This is a genomic window from Bradyrhizobium huanghuaihaiense (assembly GCF_025200885.1).
GTDB lineage: Bacteria > Pseudomonadota > Alphaproteobacteria > Rhizobiales > Xanthobacteraceae > Bradyrhizobium > Bradyrhizobium huanghuaihaiense.
Genome location: NZ_CP104172.1, coordinates 7,891,639 through 7,911,946, shown reverse-complemented (window position 1 = coordinate 7,911,946; position 20,308 = coordinate 7,891,639). Strand labels below are relative to the sequence as shown.

The 20,308-nt window shown below is 57.2% G+C and carries 13 protein-coding genes; 10 read left to right on the top strand and 3 right to left on the bottom strand.

Features of this window, described 5'->3' with window-relative positions:
• Position 1: 1 nt before the first annotated feature.
• Complete coding sequence (locus N2603_RS37340; RefSeq protein WP_260386093.1) at positions 2-601, bottom strand: hypothetical protein; 600 nt, start codon at positions 599-601, stop codon at positions 2-4.
• Positions 602-1,261: 660 nt separating this feature from the next.
• Between N2603_RS37340 and noeE the strand changes: the two genes are divergently transcribed.
• From noeE to N2603_RS37290, 10 genes are all read left to right on the top strand, one after another.
• Positions 1,262-2,416, top strand: coding sequence for a nodulation protein NoeE (noeE, locus tag N2603_RS37335; protein WP_260386092.1), 1,155 nt, complete (start codon positions 1,262-1,264; stop codon positions 2,414-2,416).
• 277 nt (positions 2,417-2,693) lie between these two features.
• The gene (gene cysD, locus N2603_RS37330) at positions 2,694-3,593 is read left to right on the top strand and encodes a sulfate adenylyltransferase subunit CysD (RefSeq protein ID WP_260386091.1); all 900 of its coding nucleotides are present in this window, start codon (positions 2,694-2,696) and stop codon (positions 3,591-3,593) included.
• On the top strand, positions 3,593-5,476 hold the full coding sequence (cysN, locus tag N2603_RS37325; RefSeq protein WP_260386090.1) for a sulfate adenylyltransferase subunit CysN: 1,884 nt from the start codon (positions 3,593-3,595) through the stop codon (positions 5,474-5,476). The genes cysD and cysN overlap by 1 nt, the downstream gene beginning before the upstream one ends.
• 2,278 nt (positions 5,477-7,754) lie before the next feature.
• The gene (locus N2603_RS37320) at positions 7,755-10,166 is read left to right on the top strand and encodes a 2-aminoethylphosphonate--pyruvate transaminase (RefSeq protein ID WP_260386089.1); all 2,412 of its coding nucleotides are present in this window, start codon (positions 7,755-7,757) and stop codon (positions 10,164-10,166) included.
• Positions 10,167-10,197: 31 nt separating this feature from the next.
• Positions 10,198-11,256, top strand: a complete 1,059-nt coding sequence (rtxC, locus tag N2603_RS37315) for a dhydrorhizobitoxine desaturase (RefSeq protein ID WP_260386088.1) — start codon at positions 10,198-10,200, stop codon at positions 11,254-11,256.
• 29 nt (positions 11,257-11,285) lie between these two features.
• Entirely contained in the window at positions 11,286-12,071 is a 786-nt protein-coding gene (locus N2603_RS37310) for a gamma-glutamyl-gamma-aminobutyrate hydrolase family protein (RefSeq protein WP_260386087.1), read from the top strand.
• A gap of 162 nt (positions 12,072-12,233) precedes the next feature.
• A complete protein-coding gene (locus N2603_RS37305; RefSeq protein ID WP_260386086.1) occupies positions 12,234-13,103 on the top strand; it encodes a DMT family transporter in 870 nt (289 codons plus the stop codon).
• Positions 13,100-14,386, top strand: a complete 1,287-nt coding sequence (locus N2603_RS37300) for an ATP-grasp domain-containing protein (protein WP_260386085.1) — start codon at positions 13,100-13,102, stop codon at positions 14,384-14,386. Before N2603_RS37305 ends, N2603_RS37300 begins: the two co-directional genes overlap by 4 nt.
• On the top strand, positions 14,386-15,723 hold the full coding sequence (locus N2603_RS37295) for a glutamine synthetase (protein ID WP_260386084.1): 1,338 nt from the start codon (positions 14,386-14,388) through the stop codon (positions 15,721-15,723). Before N2603_RS37300 ends, N2603_RS37295 begins: the two co-directional genes overlap by 1 nt.
• A 1,920-nt stretch (positions 15,724-17,643) precedes the next feature.
• A complete protein-coding gene (locus N2603_RS37290; protein ID WP_260386083.1) occupies positions 17,644-18,174 on the top strand; it encodes a hypothetical protein in 531 nt (176 codons plus the stop codon).
• An 88-nt stretch (positions 18,175-18,262) separates the two neighbouring features.
• On the opposite strand, the gene N2603_RS37285 is transcribed toward N2603_RS37290, so the two are convergent.
• Positions 18,263-18,859 carry an anthranilate synthase component II gene (locus N2603_RS37285; protein ID WP_260386082.1) on the bottom strand — a complete coding sequence of 199 codons (597 nt, stop codon included), beginning with the start codon at positions 18,857-18,859 and terminating at the stop codon, positions 18,263-18,265.
• Positions 18,856-20,250 (bottom strand): aminodeoxychorismate synthase component I, encoded by a 1,395-nt coding sequence (gene pabB / locus N2603_RS37280; protein WP_260386081.1) that lies wholly within the window; start codon positions 20,248-20,250, stop codon positions 18,856-18,858. The genes N2603_RS37285 and pabB overlap by 4 nt, the downstream gene beginning before the upstream one ends.
• Between the last annotated feature and the right edge of the window lie 58 nt (positions 20,251-20,308).

The following is a 20,308-nucleotide window of genomic DNA, read 5'->3' as shown; positions in this document are numbered from 1 at the left end:
GCTAAAGTTTGGGCGTAAGCGGACCTCGCCGAGCCTGTTGGCTAGCTCGAGCTCCGAGGCGATATGGCGCGCTCAACAGCAATTGAAAAAGCGCTCTGTTAGCTTGATAGATGGCGGCGGAGCGGTTACGTCCTGAACCAGTCATCACCCGAGCGCCCTCGGCGTTGTGAACGGACCACAACCACCTTCGACCGCGCTGCTTCAAGACATATTCGAAGGATGGGAGACTCATGTTAAGAGCTCCATTTCTGACAGTTGTTCGTTTGATCTTCTGAATGCCAGCGCGGGCCCTTTCCAGGCGAAGCCTCACCGTAGCAGCCTTGGCAATGAACTCGCTTGATCGGTCAATGCCGCTTTCATCAAAAGCGAGCTCATCCAGCGCGGCCTCTCGTGGCTCCAAAGTCGCGAGATGCTTGCGCGTTTTGGCCGTCAGCGACATCTGCCCGATCCGGGCATGGTTTGCGGAGGACTTATGCCGCAGAAAACCGCTTTTTTCTAGCAGCTTTGAGCGGGTTGTCATGAAGGAAGAGCCGACGTGCATCAATCGTGACACCAGGTCGCCCGGTACACCCTTTTCTTTGCCCAAATAGGTCACAGCCATCAGGATCGTCCACCGTGGCCGAGTGATGCCCAGCACATCTAATTTGGCAAGTGCTTCGAGACGCGCACGGATCGGTCTGATCTCCCACATAGATGACCGGAAAAGGTCGTTTCCGTCAGTAGAGATGCGGCCAAGCGCGCTTGGTAGATCAGGTAGATCCGGAGGCATCTTAAGTCAGGTTCCATCGTTTACAAGCCTCCTTAGCGCCGAAAAGGGGAGGGGCAACGCTCCAAGAGGAGGCAAATCAAACACTTGGTGTAGTTAAGGATAGGCTGGCGAACGACGGGCTGGCCGGAGCTATGGCTCAGTGTCTTGGCAGACCAGGGGCAGCATTCACGGTGCGTCGGGAGCCAGCTTGTGATTACGTAATAACCTTCCATGTGCCGTGGGCGGAATTCGGCAAACGTCCGTATGGTTCGTTTCAACCTTCCTATAACCGCAATCGATCTTCGTGTAATTGAGTTGGCTCGTGACTTCGTTTCAACTGTCGAGCAATCGAGGTGGCAATTGCAGTGTCCTTGTGTGATCCAGCCGATCGATCAAACTGAACGGTTCTCAAGTCATGAGTGGCAGACTAAATTCTTGTCGTATTAGCGCTTTGCGGCTGGCTTTCGAGCGAGTGCCTACGGGGTTTGTTTTTCAAGCACGAGGGTCTGGCCGATGAGCGGACGTATTGGCCGTTCGCCTGCGGTGTGCTTTCTCCTCGGTCTTCCACGATCCGGGACGACACTCCTGGCGCATTTGCTCCAGCACCATCCAGATGTTGTGGCTCCGCCTGAACCCTGGTTGATGCTGGCGCTTGAAGCATTTGGCAGGACGGATCAGCGCCATCCGGCGGGTAGCTCACTGATTGAGGCCGCAACCTCTGAATTCCTGGGGCGCATAGATCGCACGATCCCCAGCCGCGCTTTTGCCGATGCAGCATATGATCAGTATCTGGCACAAGCGGGCAAGCGCATCATCCTAGACAAGACACCACGCTATTGGATGGCGCTTGAGTTTCTTGAATCTGTCTATCCAGAAGCGCCACACGTCCTGCTGATGCGCAATCCCTATGCCATCGCGGCTTCACTGAAATCGACGTGGGGCGTCCCACTGCGGGCAGAAATCTCGCATCCGGTCAGCGTCTCCAGTCTCGTCGATCTCATGCTCCGTGTCCCAGACGGCATCATAACTTCACTCGCCGATTTGGCTCTGGGCCTTCCCAAGCTCGCCGCGCACCGCACTCGCCCGCACACACAGTTCGTGCAATACGAACGGCTCGTGGCGTATCCGGACGAGGAAATCCGGCGTCTGTTGACGGGGCTCGGCTGTGATCCAGCGGCCGTCGCATCGGCGGAGATGAGACAAGCGGATTATCTTCGATCGAGCAGCTTCGGAGACCGAAAAATCTTGGAACGTGACGCGGTCGACCAAAGCTCTGTCAAGGCATGGCAATCGCAATTGAGCGTCGAAGAGATGCAAACCGTGACCGATCTTGTAGGCGCCGAGCTTTTGCTAGAACTCGGATATGAGCAGGAACTGGTACATGCACGGCAAGCCGGGGTCCTGGATAGGGGAGGGGAGGTAACTGAACTTTATCGTCAGATATTCCGAACTTGGTGGGATTTGCGAAGTACCAAGGCGGGAGCATTATCCGGCTTATCTGACGCCGGAGAGCCGGTCCACGCGATGGCTGCCCAGTTGCAACAGACGCTGTCAGCGTCAGAAGTTGATCGAGCTGCGGGGCTGGATGGCATTCGCACCCGCGACGCGGCTATCGAGATGTTGCGAGGCGAAGTCGCGCGGCTTGAGCGGATCCTCAATATCCACTAGGGGATCTGAACGCTTGCGAACAAAACACGCTGGCGGATTCAGCCAAGATCCTTAACCCGCACGAGGCTGATCTCCCGATCAGGTGTGACGCAGGCGCCAGCCGCACCAGCGGCGGAATGCGATATCCTCCCAATCTGCAAGTCTGGTGTCCAGCGGGGCTTGAGCTCATCCAGAGCCCATGCGTCTTAGCCGGCCGTTTCCGCCGCTGGATATTCCCACTCTAGGCTGAAGCCATAGAACGGCGAAGAACAGAGATCCTGCATCGAAAAGAAGACATATGCTACCGAAACATCTGCGCCGCCTCGAAGCTGAATCGATTGAAATTATGCGTGATGTGGTCGCCGAGTTCAAAAGGCCGGTCATGCTTTACTCGATCGGAAAAGACTCAAGCGTAATGCTGCACATTGCAATCAAGGCGTTCTATCCGGCAAAACTGCCTTTTCCCCTGCTTCACGTTGATACGACCTGGAAGTTCCGCGAGATGATCAGCTTCCGGGACGCTACAGCCAGGCGACTCGGCCTCGACCTGATCGTCCATGTCAACAAGGAGGGCCTCACGCGCGGGATCAACCCGATCGATTCCGGCTCCGCGCTTCATACCCAGGTGATGAAGACCGAGGCGCTGAAGCAGGCGCTCGACCTGCACGGATTTGATGCCGCCTTTGGCGGGGCCCGGCGCGATGAGGAAAAGAGTCGCGCAAAAGAACGGATACTCTCCTTCCGTTCGGCCGGACACGTATGGGACCCCCGTAACCAGCGGCCGGAGCTCTGGAGCCTGTTCAACACGCGGATCCGCCAGGGCGAAACTATGCGCGTGTTTGCGATGTCAAATTGGACCGAGCTCGAGGTGTGGGAATACATCATGATCGAGAAGATTCCGGTCGTTCCGCTCTACTTCGCAAAACAAAGACCGATAGTGCGTCGGAATGGTGCGACGATCATGGTCGATGACGAGCGATTGCCCCTTAACCGCGATGAGACGCCGGAAATGCGGATGGTCCGCTTTCGCACGCTTGGATGTTATCCTTTGAGCGGAGCTATTGAATCCGATGCGACGACGATCGAAGATATCGTCGCGGAAATGCAGACTACGACTGTGTCGGAGCGCCAGGGACGTCTAATTGATACCGACGAAGCCGCTTCAATGGAGAAGAAAAAGCGGGAAGGCTACTTTTGATGTCTACGAATCCGACAACGGAATCGGTCCTGGCCAGGACAAAGGATCAGCTGCGATTCATCACATGTGGCTCGGTAGACGACGGCAAATCGACGCTGATCGGCCGACTACTGCACGACAGCAAGATGATCTACCACGATCAGCTCACGGCGCTGGAACGCGACAGCCTCAAGCACGGTAGCACCGGGAATGACATCGACTTCGCGCTGCTCGTGGACGGGCTGGAGGCCGAACGGGAGCAGGGCATCACGATCGACGTCGCCTACCGCTTCTTCACGACGCCGCGGCGCTCCTTCATGGTGGCCGACACTCCCGGTCACGAGCAGTATACCCGCAATATGGCTACCGGCGCTTCGCACGCCCAGCTCGCCATCATCCTGATCGATGCCCGGAAAGGCGTGATGGTTCAGACCCGCCGCCACTCCTTTATCTGCTCGCTGCTCGGTATTCGTCATGTCGTGCTGGCAGTGAACAAGATCGATCTTGTCGCATATAACAAAGATTGCTTCGATCGGATCGCCCGTGACTATCTGGCCTTTGCCGCCGGTCTCAGCTTCACCTCGATCGTTCCGATTCCGATCTCGGCCCGCTACGGCGACAACGTCGTGGACCGCTCCGCTCATGCTAACTGGTATCATGGTCCCTGCCTGCTCGAGCATTTGGAGAGCATTGACATCCAGTCCGGCACCGCAAGCCAGGCTTTCCGCTTTCCAGTCCAATGGGTAAACCGGCCAAATCCGGATTTTCGGGGCTATGCCGGGTCGGTGGCTTCCGGGAGGATCTCGACAGGAGACGAGATCGTTGTCGCTGCGTCGGGGCGGACCACGCGCGTCAAGCGGATCGTGACCCACGATGGCGACCTTGTCGCCGCCGAAGCCGGGGATGCGGTTACCATTACACTGGAAGACGAAATCGATATCAGTCGTGGCGACATTTTGTCGCGACCGGACGACCGACCGAAGGTGGCCGACCAGCTTGCCGCTTATGTGATCTGGATGGACAGGGAGCCGCTCGTTCCCGGACGCAATTACGTCCTGCGGATTGGATCGCAGACGGTTTCCGGCAGCATTACCGCAATTAGGCATCGAATCGACGTCAACACTTGTGAGCATCTGGCCGCCGCGACGCTTTCCCTCAACGAGATCGCCTTCTGCGATGTTGTGACCGCAACGCCCGTAATATTCGATCCTTACGACCTCAATCGAAAGACCGGATCATTCATCGTCATCGATCGTTACACGAATCGTACGGTCGGGGCCGGCATGATTGCCTTTCCGCTACGGCGGGCCACCAATATTGCTAGGCAAGCGCTATCCGTGCACAGGATGGAGCGCGCCGCGCTCAAGAATCAGAAGCCTTGCGTCATCTGGTTCACTGGCCTGTCTGGCGCGGGAAAGTCGACGATTGCCAACCTCGTTGATCAAAAGCTGTTTGCGATGTCGCGGCATACCATGCTTTTGGATGGCGACAACCTCCGGCACGGATTGAACGCGGACCTCGGCTTCTCGGAGACGGACCGCGTGGAGAACATCCGGCGCGTCGGCGAAGTTGCCAAGTTGATGGCGGACGGCGGCTTGATCGTGATCTGCTCGTTCATCTCGCCCACCAGGGCCGAACGGGACAGGGTGCGCAGCCTGGTTGGCAAGGAAGAGTTCATAGAAGTCTTTGTCGATACGCCGCTCGAGGAATGCGCGCGGCGAGACCCAAAAAGCCTGTATTCAAAGGTGAAATCCGGCAAGATCAAGAATTTCACCGGGATCGATTCGTGCTACGAAGCACCAACGACACCGGAGGTTCATCTCAGGACCATGGAGCAGACCCTAGAGCATTCCGCGGAAGCGGTAGTGGATGTCTTGATGGCGCGCTCAATTCTTGATGGTTAGCGGTCCCTCGCGTCGCATCATCGATGCGCTAGTATCCCGCAGGCCCGGCCAAGGCGATCCAGCTCAGCCGAGCCTGCGATCGGACTTTTGGCTATAAAGGAACAAAATGGTCTCATCCACTCGCCGATTGCCCGTTTCCGGTTATGTGCTCGAAGTGGATGGTCAATTCAAAACCGAGTATGCGAGCAGAGATGGAGCATTGGCGGGAGCGGAGGACCTCAATAAACGCCGTCCCATGCTCCGGATCAGAATCTACGATGCGACAACAAAAGCCAGAGAGGAAGTCCGACTTCCAGTAAGTTGACTTTTTGCTTGGCGCTTCTTGCTGGGTGTGCGGCTAGGACACGCCGAGCTCCCGTTAAAGCCGAGCCGGGCAGCGTCTCGGCCGGCTTCGATCTCTCGCGCAGTATGAGGCACCTGGGTTTCGGGACGGTCGCTTGCTTTCCAGTATATTGACCAATCCGAACTTGGCAGTCGACCACGACTCCCTCCTGTCGCGGCCATGCCGGCTTTCGGCAAGCTTGCTTCCTTTTGGCCCGCCGCTCGACGGCGGACACTGCCTGCCTACGCCCGCGCCTTCGCATTGCGAGACAAAGCAGCCGCGAACCGTAGCCATCCCGTGCTGCGCTACGGACCTCCGCCGCGCTTCGGGTTCTGCTCCGTTCCGCCTGTCGTCGTTGATCACCATGAAGGCGGCCATGGCGCGGCCGAAAAGGCCAGGGAGCTCATCCATGGCAAGCGACAAGGACGATCGAATTGATGGCTGCTCTGGTCAACCGTCAACCTGTTCGACTGCGCGGTAGACCGCGTCGAACGCGAGCTCGCCATCAACGAGCAGGCGCTGCAGAGGGGCCAACGCGAGCAGAACGGCTGGGAGATGCGATTCGTCGAACCAGAGCGCCTCACCGCAGAGGTACTTGCGCTCATTGATTGCTGGGCGCGATGGAACTCCGTTCACCTTGGGGCTTACGGTTTGGACCAGCCGTCAACCGCGGCACGCTCGCCCCGGCGATGATTGTCCGTGAGACTTTCTCGCCGCAAAGCGGCGTGCTGAACCGACAGATACTGCCAGCCTAACCATCGTGCTCACAGAGGGACACTGCCACTCATATGAAGTCGAGTAGACCTGGTCGTAGCAAAGCAGGACGACATGTTCTGCGTCACGGCGTCCTCGCCGAAAGGTCTCGAACTGTTCGTTGCTAAAGGGACCGCAATCGCAAGGTCGCTCAGATTACCTTCAAGCCCGATTCGACCCACAGCCTGCCAAGGGCGCTTCATTCAAGCGCAACGACACCTGACAGCGATGCTCATGTGCGACGAGGCGCACACTTTCCAAGTGCCAGCTATCCAGGAGGATCCGGCCGCATGGCGGAGAAGCTCGGTACCTCCATCTGCGGTATGGCAAGGAGCGTACGTGAACGGGAAGACTGGGCCATCATTACCTGCTGGTATGCGGTCGCAGGCGGAATGCCGACGGTCCTGATGTCGAACTCTCAAATTATTTCAGCTCGCTGTGAATCTCCCCACTCTGCACCCTACGTCGGCTTGTCGCCGAAAGATGGGAGTACGGCAGGAAAAAAATCTCACGAGAAAATCCCCCGAGAGGGTTGAAACGCCCCTAACGTCAAGTTGTACGATCTCGAAATGGACAACGACAGTCATCAGCGTCTCAAACCCTCCAACGAGCTACGAAGTGCGAATGCATCAAGTCCAAGCCCATGCATCACACTCCCGCTGCCAGCGACGTCATCAAGTGTGCCATGCCTTAATCTGCATCCCGGCGCGGTGATCCGGCTGCATCGCGTTCCTAATGTCAGGTTTGCCTGAATGACGCAGGTTCGCACGTAAGTCGGTCGGTCGACCTGCCGCTTCGCGACGCAAGCAGGCGCGCTCAAGCCCGCGCGTGCGTGATGGCTAATGATAGCGCGGGTCGCCGCCGGTTGTGTTCAAGGGCGCGGTCGCAAGGCCAATTTCTAGGAGGTGATGAATGGTATCGGTGAGGAGCTTTGTGGAAGATCGCTCTGCATCTGCGATGAGATGTGGAGCTTGTCATCCGGCAGGGTTTCGGACACAGACCCGAAGCGCGCCGGCAATCTATGGGCATCTGACCCGAAGCTGTTGACCCGAGGAAGTCGACCCTCGCCACAGGGGCTCCCTGGTGGGGTGGGCGTACTCCAGATCCATTAAGGAATACAACTTGAGGAGGAATGGTTTGATAAGACAGCGCTTTTTGCTGACGCCTGGTCCATTGTCGTTATCGATGGCGGTCAGGAGCCAGATGCAGCTTGATCTCGCATCGCGCGATTGCGAGTTCAAGGAAGTGACCGCCTGCATGAGGCGGCTGATGCTCAACTTGCTGGGAAATGCTGACGACTATTCGGTCGTGCCTATTCAGGGAGGGGGCTCCTTTGCGATGGAGGCAGCTCTCTCTTCATTTGTGTCCCCAGCCCATAGGCCGCTCGTTTGCATAAACGGCATCTATGGCGAGCGCATTTTGCAAATTTTGCGGCTGTGGGGCGTCGAAGCACTGAAGCTCGTGAAGCGAGCGACCGATCCTTTGGATCCGCAAGAGATTGGTGAGCATCTGAGCCGAAATCCTGGCGTTACGCACTTGTGTTTCGTGCATTGTGAGACGACAACCGGAATCGTTAATCCGCTGGACGCGATCGTGGAGGAGGCGAGAAGACGTGGCGTAAAGACCATCATCGATGGGATGAGTTCCTTCGGCGCCCTTAATATTAACCTGAGCCAGCGTGGGCCTGACGTCCTGGTCACGTCGAGCAACAAGTGCATAGAGGGGCCGCCGGGAGTGGCGTTTGTCATCGCATCCCGCGAGCTGCTCGAGAATGCGGTTCAAGAACCGAGGTCGTTTGTGCTCGACGTGAGAGATCAATGGCTCTCGCTCGAGCGCACCGGTGAGTGGCGGTCGACCCCTCCCACCCACATCGTTCAGGCAACGACAAAGGCCCTGAAGATTCTGCACGAGGAGGGCATTGATGCCAGGCGCTGCAGGTACGAGAAGGTCAGGGACGATCTCGTCAAAGAACTCGAAGGACTGGTGTCTCCGCTGCTGTCCGCGAATTTGCAGTCGCCGGTCTGCGTCGCGTTCAGTGCGCCGTCGGGAATCGTGGACCAGGTAGGATTCGATGGGCTTTATCGCCACTTGGCGGCCCACAACCTTTACGTCTACTCAAAGCTGCATCTTGCCACGCGGAGCTTTCGCGTCGGTTGCATTGGGGAAATCCAATCCAGCTGGATCGAGCAGTTGGGATGCGCTTTTCGTACATATTTCCGGTCCGGTCAGGCTCGGTTAGCAAGGCCGATGTCGGGCCAAGAGGCATGCGGGGCTCGCGTAAAGATGCCGGCTCGAGCGGCTGGGGACCCGCGGCTGCCGTTTTCGGCCGAGACTGCTGTTCTGCATGCGGGCTATCGGCGAGACCCGGTGACGAAAGCCGTCGCAGTGCCGATTTACCAGAATACGGCTTATGAACTCGACGGCGATCTAAACCACATCGCCGATGTCTACAACGTCAAGGCCGATGGGTTCACCTATACAAGGATCATCAATCCAACGACCCGCGCGCTTGAAAGGCGCTACGCCGCCGTCGATATGGGAAGCGACTCGCTCGCCGTTGCGTCAGGTCAAGCAGCGACTTTCCTTGCGATCGTCAACCTGTCAAGTGGCGAGGTGGGGGACAATGTCGTCGCCTCTCCGTATCTATACGGCAATACCTGGAACCTGCTCCACAACACATTAAAGCGTCTTGGGATCAGCGTGAGGACGGCCGATCCTCGAAGGCCCGAGACGTTTGAACGTGCGATTGATGATCGCACGATATGCCTGTTCGGAGAGGTGATTTCGAATCCTTGTCTGATTCCGCTCCCGGTCAAACAGTTGGCCGAGATCGGCCGAAAGTATGGTGTGCCTTTGGTCGTGGACAATACGACGACGCCACTGGTATGCCGGCCGTCAGATCTCGGCGCTGCTATTACGACGTACTCCGCAACGAAATATATATGCGGCCACGGCACGACGCTCGGTGGACTGATCGTTGACAACGGAGAGTTTAGCTACCGGGGAGCCTCTCGCTTTCCCTTGTTCAACTGTCCCGACGATGCGCATGGCGGAATTGTTTGGCATAACGCGGTGCGCGATGTCGACGATCTTGGAAAGAGCGAGTTTCTTCTCAAGGCTCGCATGACCTGGTTGCGTGATACCGGCGCGGCCATCGCCCCGTTTGCGAGCTTTCAACTTATCCAAGGGCTTGAAACGCTGCCACTTCGCATGAAGCAGCACTGCGCGAATGCCAGGATCGTGGCCGACGCTCTCAAGGGGCATCCAAAAGTACGCCGTGTCTTCTACCCGGGGCTCTTCGAAGGCGCCGATCGGGAAACCGTTGAACAGACACTCAATGCTGCATACGGACACGGGGCGATGGTCATGTTTGAAGTGGAGGACGAACAAGCCGGGCGCAAGTTCATCCAGAACGTCGACTTGATGTATCATGTTTCGAATGTAGGCGATGCCCGCACGCTCGTGACCCATCCTGTCTCGACGACCCACACCACCGTCCCGCGGGAAAAGCGCGAAGCCGCCGGCATATTTGGCGGCTCAATCCGGCTTTGCGTCGGCATTGAAGATGTCAACGACATCCTGCGCGATCTGGACAAGGCGCTTTCCGCAATCTGACAACCTGCAAGGCGATCAGGAGGAGGTTCTCATGAATCAGGCAGACGCTTGGAAATTGAGGTCATCACGCTATGAGGCCGTTCAGTTCAGCCGAGAAATCAATAGGCAGCTCTCCGAGCTGAGGCCCGACAACATAACGGGAGCGGCTTATATTGCCAAAGATTACGCTGTCATCACAGCGTGTACGCTCGCGACTGTGTCGGTCTCATGGTGGCTCTACCCGCTGGCCGTGCTTCTGATTGGTGCCTATCAACGCGGATTGACAACCATCGCTCATGATGCGGCTCACCGCACGCTCGCGAAGAACACGACCTGGAACTACGTCCTGGGCATTCTGTTCGCTTCCTATCCCTTGTTCCAGCGCCACTGGGCCTACCGGATCTCGCACGTCTATTTGCATCATCCCTATCTCGGAGATCCGGACAAGGATCCCGACCTGAAGTTCTTCCTGTCCAGCGGCGTTTACGACGTGCAGCCTCCGAAGCGGTACGCTTTCAACATGATCTGGAAGCCGATCTTCGGCGGCGCGACAGTAGCGTATCTGAAGTATCTTTGGACCAATCGATTTTCGATCACGGATGTCGAGGATCAGAGCCGCTCAGGCGTACTTATCGACAAGTATGGCTTCTATCTCTTCTGGATCAGCATCCTGGCCGGGTCATATGCTGTTGGGCTGCTCCATATCGTCGTCCTGTTTTGGATCGTGCCCTATCTCACCACGTTTCAGGTCCTCGGATGGTTTATCGAACTAGCCGAGCACTCACCCATGTGCGAAACCGAGACGCAGAACGTCTATCTCACCAGGAATCGGAAAGGAAATTTCCTCGAGCGGGCCATCCTCGGGCAGAATCTGGATGAGTACCACCTTGAGCATCACCTTTCGCCGGGGATCCCGTTTTGGCTGCTGCGCAAAGCTCAGAAAATCCGAATGCAGGATCCGAACTATGCGAAGGTTGCCGCGACCTGGGGCGGGCTCTTTGTCAAGGGACCTCAAGGTCAACCTAGCGTCATAGCTCAGCTAAAAGAGCGAAATCGACGCTTGTATGAGCAGGCCGTTGCCGAGGTTCGCGCGCGAGGGCAGGTCGCGTGACGTTGCTACGGCCAGAGAGCACCCGAGTCGTGGTCGGCGTCACTTCGAACCGTCTTCTGGTCGATGGTGTGCATCGCGACTGGTTGCGGCGCAAGTACTTGCAGGCACTCCATCGTCACGCGGGAGTGGCTTGCGTCATGTTGCCAACGGTCGACGCCGAAGATGCGAGGGAGGAGGTCGCCCCGGCGATCATGTGCCGGCTCGACGGCTTGGTGTTGACAGGTGATGAATCGAACATCGACCCTGCCGCCCTGAGAGCGCCTGCGTTCCTGACGCAGGCTGATCGGCAGGACGTTGAGGTTGGGATCCTTGACCGTCCGCGGGACAGGCTCTCTGCCGTAACCATAGAGAGCGCCATCGCGCTCGGAATGCCTATTCTGGGCATCTGCCGTGGGCTTCAGGAACTCAACGTCTATTTCGGCGGCACGCTCCGCTCATCGCTTGCGGAGTGGAGGCCGGAAAGTGGCGCGATGCATGCCGAGAAGCCAGATCGTCCAAGAGACCGTCAGTACGATGCTGCGCACAGCGTCAGGATATGTTCCGATGGCGCGCTCTTTCCGATCGCGCGGACGATCGAAGCGCAAGTCAACTCGCTGCACAATCAAGGCATCGACGCGCTTGCCCCGGCGTTGAGGCCGGAGGCATGGGCTCCTGACGGTTTGGTCGAGGCGGCTTCGGTCATTGGCGCCCCGACCCTCCAAATCGGTGTGCAATGGCACCCCGAATGGCACGTTTCAACCGATCTCCTCAGCAAGCAACTGTTCAAGGCATTTGGAGAGGCGTGTTTTGGGTACTACCGAACTAAGAACAACTAGAGGCCGGTTGTGACATTTCAAACCAAACGTGGCCCGTGCACGTCGAAAGGACAGTCCCTCGGAGCCGATGCACGCGTCCGGTCCCGCGAGGGCCGTGCGCGGCCTCGCCGGTACAGGAAGACTGGGCGATTGGCGACTAGCTTCGCTCTGGGAGTTCTATTTGTGGCGCTTTATGTTGTCGTGAGCGCGGCAGGCGAGGTTTATGCGGCGTCGTATTTTCAGCAAGCGGATGTGTTCGTCGCGCTTCTGCTGTCCTTCACTGTGGTTTGTCTGATGTTCAATCTCCTGGCTCGCGACGAGGGAGCCGAGGCAACGGTGACGAAATCGTCGCTCCTGGTCTTCGTCGCGCTCAATGTCGTGACGGCAATCAGCTGGATCGGCCTATTTATTGGACTGAAATACGCTGAACCTGCGATCGTCGTCGCCTTCATGGTGGCGCTGGGGCCCACCGCAACAGTGTGGTTAAACGCACTGATCAGGCGCCAGGGTGCCCCGCCAGCATCCGATATTGTGGTGAGCGTTACGATCGCAACGATCGGGAGCTACATGATTTGGATCTCGGCCAGCGGCAACGCGGGCGTGGAGTGGGGGCCACGATCGTCCTTTGGCATCGTGTTGGCAATCGTGGCCGGCCTATCGCTGGCCCTTACAAATGTACTTGTCAAACTGCTGTTCGACCGTGGGTTTTCTGGCCGACAAGTCCTGGCGCATCGCTTTTATGGAACGATTCTCTTGCTGCTCGGACTGGTCGACCATTCATCTATCGTGCCTGAGATTTCGCAGCATTGGTTTGCGATCGCGGCAATTGGGCTGTCGACGATCATTGTTCCTTTGCTCTTGATCCAGCAAGGCATTCGCCGGATAGAGCCCTTCACCGTCAACATGGTCCTGTCCACCGCCCCTATCATCACCTTCCTGTTCCAGTACTTCGATTCTCGCATCGTGCCTTCGTTACATACGTTCATAGGAAATGCTCTCATTACGGCTGTTGCTGTCGGCAACATCTACTCGCAGTATCGGAGATCCGCATGAAAGAACGGAATTGTGTAATCGTAGACGCATACTCTACCGGCCGGTACCTACCGGAAGAATTCAAGCGCTATGGAATTGGAACTGTGCATGTGATGTCGGCTGCACAGATTCCGCCGATATTCCAATCGCATTTCAATGCGGATCTGTATGAGGAAGTCATTCGTCCCAGCGAGCGCATGGGATATGACGAGATCGTTGATTATCATCTTCAGGCTCTCCATGGCCGGGAATTGGAGTTCGTTATCGCGGGCTGCGAGACCGGAGTTGAACTCGCCGATTCTTTGTCGGAGCGGCTGGGCTTACCATCAAATGGGACCGCGCTATCCGCTGCGCGGCGTGACAAGGCGCGATTGTCTTGCGCGCTGACCTCTGCAGGCGTGCGATCGATCAGACAAGTCGTGTCCGACAGTCCTGCAGAGATCGCGAGGTGGAAGCGTGAAGCGAAGTTCGATCAGATCGTGATCAAGCCGCTAAACAGTACGGGTACCGAGGATGTATTCTTTTGCTCGACAGATGCTGATATTCAGCGGGCTCTGAGCGCAATTGTCGGGAAGACGAACCGTGTCGGAGCGTTGAATCGCTTTGCCCTTGGCCAAGAAAAAATAAACGGCCAGCAATATACCGTAAATGCCGTCTCGATCGACGGGGAAGCCTTCGTTACGGAGGCCTGGACCTATGACACGGTTCCGATTGAGAGGGCATCATCGGTCTGCTCACTTGAGAGATTGTTGGAGGGCAGCGAACCAATCGTTCAGGAATTGTCCGACTACTTGATGCGTGCGTTGCAGGCACTACAGATCGTCGACGGACCGGCTCATGCTGAGATCATCGTCGATCATGGGGGACCGGTTCTGGTGGACTTCGGAGCAAGGCTTCAAGGGACCATGTCGGCAAAAGCACGAACGATGGCGTTGGGGCACAACCATATGAGCCTGACGGCCTGGCGCTACGCAGATCCCAAGGGCTTTGGTGAATATATGCGGTTGCGCGGGCCCTACAAGCGGCAGGCTCACGCACTTTGCGTCTCGCTGATCTCCGATATGGGCGGTGTCGTTGCCGGTTATCCGGGACTCGAAGCAATCCGCAAGCTCCCGAGCTTCGCGGATGCCATTGCATTCGTTCCGATTGGTCAAGAGCTAGTTCCCACGATTGACTTGGCGTCGACACCAGGCATCGTTTATCTCGTCAATAGCGACTTGACTCAGCTTGAGAATGATTATCGCAAGTTGCGAGCCATGCGAATGGACCAGGTGTTCGATTTAGTGATGCAGGATCGCGACTAATGCCAACTGATCCCAGGTTGACCGGAGCGAATCGAGCCCGCGCGGCGATGGTCGGCGTAAGCGACTTCGATGGCGTTCTGCGAGGCAAACACGTCTTGGGTGATGGTCTCTCGGATGGAGATAAAGTTATCAAGTTCTCTGAAGCGGTGCTGGCGTGGGATTGCACGGACCGGGTCATTCCGGCCAGTTTCACGCAAAAGCCGCTATCAGCGTTCGGAGATGCTGACCTGCGTATTCTGTCGGGCTCCGGCCGTTCGGTGTCTCATCTCGGCGATCAATATCTCTACCTCGCGGAGTTCGCGGGCGCACATGAGAACATCTGCCCGCGCGGTGTCTTGCGTAAGGTCCTGCGAAGAGCTGCTGACCACGGATACGACTGCACTGCCGGGTTCGAGTTTGAATTTATGCTGTTCAAGGAGAACGCAGACACGATTGAAGAAAAGCCATTCGGCGAATGGGCTCCTTTAACGCGCGGCCCGTTCGGCTACTCAGTTGCGCGCTCTGTCGCGCAACATGAGCTGTTCGATGAGATCTTGGCGCTTTGTGAGAAGGCTAGAATACCTCTCAGCGGACTACACTTTGAAACGGGACCTGGCGTGGTCGAAGCGTCACTTCGTCATTGTGATGCGCTGGAATCTGCCGATCGGGCAACCATATTCAAGTCGATGATAAAAGCCTGGGCGCAAACGCGAGGCATGATGGCTACATTCATGGCCAAGGTTTCCGAGAAATGGCCCGGCCAGTCCGGCCATATTCACATCTCGATATCCTCGGATAGTCAAAATGCGTTTTACGACGGTGATGCGTTCGGCAACGTCTCGGAGCTTATGAAGCAATTCATCGCCGGACAACTAGAATACATGAATGAGTTCTGTGTACTCGCTGCGCCGAACTTCAACAGCTACAAGAGATTGGTGCCTGGCTCCTGGGCACCAATCTGTCCAAGCTGGGGAGTTGACAACCGCTCCTGCGCGGTTCGCGCGATTCCGGGAGAGCCATCTGCCCATCGCCTGGAGTATAGGCTGCCTGGCGCAGACGTGAACCCATATCTCGCGCTGGCATGTGCGATTGGTTCGGGAATATTGGGCGTCGAGACAGGTCCGGCACTACCCGATTCGATCGTCGGTGATGCAAGCGTGGAAATGTGTCGTTCGTCCGCGACGCTGCCTCAAAGCTTATCGGAGGCAACATCTCGGTTTGCGCAGTCTGCAGCGGCCAGCGATGTCTTCGGAGAAAGGTTTGTTGAAGCGTTTTCTTGCTCGCGCCGTTGGGAGTGGGAAGCCGTTCAACATCGGGTCACCGACTTTGAACGTCAAAGATACTTCGAGATCATTTAGCTTGAGCTCTTCGACAGTTCTGAACCCTCATTACTCTGGCCGGTGCCGGCGGGGCTACTGCGGCTGTCTGTGCCGCTGATGTTGGACTTCATACAGAGCAAATGTGCTTACTCGTTAAGTGAGGACCTTGGGACACTGAGGAGGTCTGCTGGTAGCTGCTCTGTGGTAGCAACCGCGATTGCGTTTGCGATGCTAGATAATTCTAGCAACGAACAACACCATTTCCATTCGCATCAATGAAGACGTGCTCGGCTTCTTCAAGAGGGAAGGCAAAGTCGATTATGCTCAGAGGCGAGCCGAAGAGGACCGTGATGCGCGACGCTGTAGCCGAGCCGCGGAGCCACGCAGGACGCGAGGCGCAGCATCAATGGGGGCTGCGCGACCAGACGATGGCTTAGCCGCCGCCGGCTACGACGAGGCTGGCGTAGATCGGTGCTGACCAATACGCGCTTCGCGCGGCGCACGTGAATTTATGGTCGTCCGCCCAGTTTGAGATAGCGGCCAGCGAAGTATGCCGATCGGCTCCTTGAGCTTGGGTGTGCGCCCGGACTTTAGTGCGGCTACGCCAGTTCCGCAGTGACATAATGACGTAGCTGTCCCCACGCTGGGGAGGAAGATGTGCTGCCTACAGCAGCGGTGCAGATCGCAAGCTGAGTCTGAGTAGTTGCCAATGCTGATGAAGTGCGTCAAGTCATCGCGGACAGAGGCAGGTGCTTGGGTTACGGCACGTCGACCGGGGGCATAGATGCCGTCGGGCGTGGCACGAAGCCATTTTGGTGCTGGTCACGTACCGCCAACATGATCGTAAAAGCCGCGAAGAGCATTAGGAAGACCCGCATGCAACAAGGATTACTCGAAACGATATATCGCAATTATGAAACGGCTCACATCCCGTGCCTTGGAGGAGGGGCGGCTCTTACGGGGCATCCCACGCACGCAGCCTATTGGCCAGCAAACACCTCACAATTTTTGATACTCGTTCGTTCTCGCCTGTAGCCGCCGAACAATGGGACGATTGCGCTCAAAAAATGCATTTTCCTTTGCAGACCGCAGGAATAGTGCAGCGAATTTGAGTAGTAATCCGGTGATTGGCTACTCACCGCGAAGGCAGCCACCCCCTCGTGCTGCTTCCGGGCGCCATGAAGGACGGTTCATGCGCAATCATGACATTGTGTCCGGCAGCCTGTTGGCGCTGACCGCCGCTGGGCTTGCGCTGCTTTGCTCTAGCCTGCTCGCATTTGCTTTCATTTAGATCCCGCGGTCGACCTTTGGGCGCTAGGATCCCTGCGAGACCTCACGCAAGACGGTACGCAGCCGGACAGGGGCGCTGGTATGGTTTTCTACGTATGGAGGCCCGGCGGTTGCAGATGATCTGCTCAGGGTAGGGATTAGCTTCCTCGAATCTCTTCATTTTCGCATGTAGTGCCCGTCATTCTGAACGGCCGACCTGATCTCGTGGCTGGACTTCGTGCAGTTGCCCACTAGCAACGTAAGTCCTCTCCATCGAACGATAGAGTTTGTCTTATGGTTGCGCTCGCGTCACGCATTTTTTGCGTGGGTTGGGCAGCATTTTGCGCCAGGTCAACTTCGGCGCTACAAATATCGATTCTCGAACAATCAGGCACAGGAGTGCTGGAAGCGTCACCTCGCAAATCCCCGACGTGCACAGCCTTTCGGTGAGCCTCTCAAGAGCAAGCAGGTATGAATGTACTTCATAATCCCCTCTACCGGCCCTCATTATTTACCTGGTCACCTGCAGCGCAATGCCTGGCCCGTAAAACCCCTGATGCATCAAGACCCGGCTTTGGGGACAACGTTGCTGAAAACGATGCAGCGGGGGCGGCTCGCGTCAGCTCTTGACCATCTTCTGCTATCGCGGCAACGAGAACGATCAAAGCAGATCGAGATGATGAGAGCGGGGTGACGGCTGTGACGGAACAATCCCAAGCATCGGAATTGCCGCCGGTCCTGCAGAGACCGTCAAAAGGCTTTCGGTGGATCTTTGGTCTTCTAGCCGTATTGCTCGTTCTTTGCACCGGAGGAGCCTATTTTTTGACAAAAATCGAAACGTTTGCCGAGGCGGCGCCGGCGCATGAAGTCGTGCCGCCCACACTTGGCTTGTCAACTGAGGATAGGGACGCGCTTTTAGGGATCCAATCGAGGCAGCAGAAGACAGCCGATGAAATTGCCGAGCTCAATCGCAACGTCGGTGCGCAGCAAGCCGAGCTAAAGCGGATCTCGGATCAGATCGCAACACTGACCCAAAGAATGGAGGAGCTGCAGAATGCTGCGCCTGTTGCTTCTCCTGCTCCTGCTCCTGCTGCTTCCTCGCCGCCCGTGCGCACCATATCCAAGCCGGCCAAGAGAGACGTCCGTCCCTCGAAACCACAAGGTCCGGTTTCTGTCGGAGGCGCGCCGCTGACTGCGGAGCCGAGCACGGAACAGCGCTGATTACCACAAAACGCCTGCCACATGACGCTGCGCCTTCCAACCACGTCAGAAACCAACTGTCCACCATCTTGATCGGCAGGCGAGCCTCTCATTGCTCCGCGTGGTTTCGAAAATCCTCTATGAGTCGCAAGAAGTTCATAAGCAGGACGTGCCCCTGTGAGGTAAGTATCGACTCGGGATGGAACTGGACCCCATAGGTGGGATAGTAGCCGTGCGTGAGGCCCATGATCTCGCCTTCCTCCGAACGCGCTGTCACGATGAGGTTCTGCGCACATGACTGGTCAAGCTCGACGATAAGAGAATGGTAGCGTCCGACGTCAAGCGGGGTTGGCAGCCCCTTGAATAACCCTCGGCCGTCATGCGCAATGTATGAGCGCCGACCGTGCATGGGCCGATGCGCACGCGCCACCCGTCCTCCGAAAACGGTCCCAATACACTGATGTCCAAGGCAGATGCCGAGAATTGGTACGCGTCCTGAAAGTTCGCGAACCACTGCTGTCGATATTCCTGCCTCATTTGGGGTGCAGGGGCCGGGCGATATGACCACCGCGCGCGGGTTGAGACCAACGAGCTCGCTGATGCTGATAGCGTCGTTTCGGATCACTTCCGTCGCTTCACTGAGCTTGTGGAAATAGCGGGCAATGTTGAACACGAAGGAATCGTAATTATCGATGATGACAATCAAAATGCACCAACTCGTTCAGAACCAAATGCGTCAAAGATTCGCTCTGCCTTGGCGAGCGTTTCCTCGTATTCGGCCTCGGGCTCCGACAGGGCGGTTATACCGCTGCCCGCATGAAATACAGCCAGGTCGCCGTCGATCGTGACCGTGCGGATCGCAATACTTGTGTCCATGTGCCCGTTGAAGCCGATGAAGCCGATCGCCCCACAATAGACCTCTCGCGCTATGCGCTCGATTTCTGTAATAATTTCCATCGACCGCATCTTTGGCGCTCCGGTAATGGAGCCGCCGGGAAAGCAAGCACGGAGCAGGCTAACGGCGTCTTCGTCTCCGGCAAGTGTCCCCGTAACGATCGACACGAGATGGTGCACTGAGGCATAGGACTCGAGATTGCACAGGGCCGGAACCTCGACCGAATGCGCGGTGCAAACGCGTGACAGATCGTTGCGCAGAAGGTCGACAATCATCGTGTTCTCGGCATGATCCTTTTCGGAAGCGAGGAGAACAGCCGCACGGCGGTGGTCTTCCTTGAAATCAGGAGAACGCGCGATCGTGCCCTTGATTGGTCGTGTCTCGACTTGTCGCCTTTCAAGCTTCAGGAATCGTTCCGGCGAACTTGATGCGATGGTCAGCTTTCCCCATCGCAGCAGGGCCGCAAAAGGCGCCGGATTCAATGATCGTAGCTGGCAATAGAAGGCGAGTGGATCAAACGAGGTCGGCAGGCGGGTGCTGAAACGCTGCGCAATATTCGTCTGGAACACGTCACCCGCCAGGATCAAGTCGATCACGCGTTGTACCGCCGCAATGTAGCCCTCGCGGCTGAAGTTCGAGCGCCATGCGCCCGCTTTGCTGGGACACCCCTCCTGTGGCGCCTTTGAACCGGCAAGCAATGCCGCAAACTCGTCGGCTCGACGACGCGCTCGTTCGCTCCGTCGCACGCGATCCTGCTCCGGCCATCCGGTCGAGACGATCCAGCATTTGTTGTCCCGGTGGTCGAAGCTGATGACCGCATCATAGAAATGCAGGATAGATTGGGGCAAACCCAGACCGGCAATTGCCGGCGCAGACAATCGCTCCAATGTCCTGTTCATGTCGTAGGCAAGGTAGCCTGCCGCTCCTCCCTGGAACGGCGGGAGATCGGGACGATGCTCTTGCGGGTACTTCGCGAGTAGCGTGCGAAGGACCTTCCATGGATCGGCCTCGAGAGTCAGTCCGTTCCAACTGACTTGGCCGTTGGCGACCCTATAGGTGCTGAACGGGTCGCACGTTAGATATGAGTAGCGCCCAAGCAGCTCGTGCCTTGCTACGCTATCGAGAAATGTGACATGCGATCGATGCCCAAGACGTAGCATCGCTATCACAGGTTCAACCCACTGCAACTCGCGAACATACATCGGGTTATCGGTCACCGGCGGCTGACGTCGTGAAAGTGCCGTTCCATCTGTTGCCCCA